This is a genomic window from Sandarakinorhabdus sp. (genome assembly GCF_041689835.1).
Taxonomy (GTDB): Bacteria; Pseudomonadota; Alphaproteobacteria; order Sphingomonadales; family Sphingomonadaceae; genus Sandarakinorhabdus.
This window is the reverse complement of the sequence record NZ_JBDNFM010000094.1, coordinates 1-1,496: the sequence shown is the minus strand read 5'-3', so window position 1 is coordinate 1,496 and position 1,496 is coordinate 1. Positions and strand designations below refer to the sequence as shown.

The window sequence follows — 1,496 nt, the reverse complement described above, 5'->3', positions numbered from 1 at the left end:
TTCGGCGCGGGCGGTCAGCACGTCCTGTGTGTTGGACGCGCGCAGCAGCCACCAGCCATCGGCGCGCATGACGCGGGCGCCATCGGTTTCATTGATGCTGGCGCCCTGCGCCTTCAGGCGCGCCAGCACTTCGGCGACAACGGCAAATTTGCGTGCTTCGGACGATTGGAAGCGCATTTCCGGGGTGTTGACCATGGCCGGCATCGCATCCTTGAGCGCGGTGAGCGACCCGCCTTGTGCCGCCACTGCTTCGATCAGGCGCACCGCAGCCAATATGCCGTCGTCCACGCCGTACCAGCGGTGGGCAAAGAAGATATGACCGCTCATCTCGCCGGCCAGCGGGGCCTTCAGTTCCTGCAACCGGGCCTTCATCAGGCTGTGGCCGCTTTTCCACATGTCGGGCACGCCGCCCAGTTCGGCGATGCGATCAAACAGTGCCTGGCTGCACTTCACGTCGGCGATGATGGTCGATCCCGGCAATTCCCGCAGCACCGGTTGGGCCAATATGCCGAGCAATTCATCGCCCCATACCACCCGGCCACGGCCATCGACCGCGCCGATGCGATCGGCATCGCCATCGAACGCCACGCCGAAATCGCAGCCCTTTTCGATCACGGTGCGCTTCAGATCGGCCAGATTGGCTTCGATGGTGGGATCGGGGTGGTGACCGGGAAAACTGCCGTCAACCTCGGTGAACAGCAGATGATGGGTGCCGGGCAGCAGCTTTGTCAGCCGTTCCACCACCGGGCCGGCGGCGCCGTTGCCGCAATCCCAGGCGACGGTGTAGGCGCCGCCCCGGAAATCAGCGAGCATTGCCGCCACATAGCGATCCATTATGTCGGCCCGGGTGACGGTGCCGGCGCCGGTTTCCCAATCGCCGGCGGCGGCCATTTTGCCCAGCGCACGGATATCGCCGCCAAAGAACGGCCGGCCGTGCAACAGCAGCTTGATGCCGTTCCAATCGGGCGGGTTGTGGCTGCCGGTAATCATCAGCCCGGCATCGGCGCCCAGTTCGAACACACTGAAATACAGCATCGGGGTCGGGCCAAGGCCGATATCGATGACGTCACACCCTGCCGCCATCAGGCCTTCGGCGGCTGCGGCGGCCAGCGCGGGGCTGCGCAGCCGGCCATCGCGGCCCAGGCACACGCGGCTGCCGCCAGTGCGGTCCAGATTGCGGCGCACGGTGGTGCCGAAACTGCGCCCCGCAGCGCGGGCATCGGCAGCAGTGATGGTGTCGCCGACGATGCCGCGAATGTCGTATTCACGCAGAGCGGTGGAGTGGAACTGGTGACCACCGGACATGGCTGCGCTCAATCTTCGGTTTCCCGGCGCTTTTCAGCCGCATTGATCAGCAAATCGCGCGCGGCAGTGAGGTTTTGCGCGGCTTCGGCACTGCCGCCGGCATCGGGGTGGGCGACGGTCATCGCCTGGCGCCACGCCTGCCACACCACTTCGGATGGCGCGTTGGCGGGCACGTTCAGCAGGCGGGCCGC

At 66.2% G+C, this 1,496-nt stretch carries 1 protein-coding gene and 1 pseudogene; both read right to left on the bottom strand.

Features of this window, described 5'->3' with window-relative positions; all coding sequences use genetic code 11:
• Positions 1–1,305, bottom strand: a 1,305-nt coding sequence (pgmG, locus tag ACESL8_RS04610) for a phosphoglucomutase/phosphomannomutase PgmG (protein ID WP_372916440.1), incomplete at its 3' end; no start/stop codon positions are given.
• 8 nt (positions 1,306–1,313) lie between these two features.
• Positions 1,314–1,496 (bottom strand): annotated as a pseudogene (locus ACESL8_RS04605) (molecular chaperone DnaJ); the annotation flags it as partial.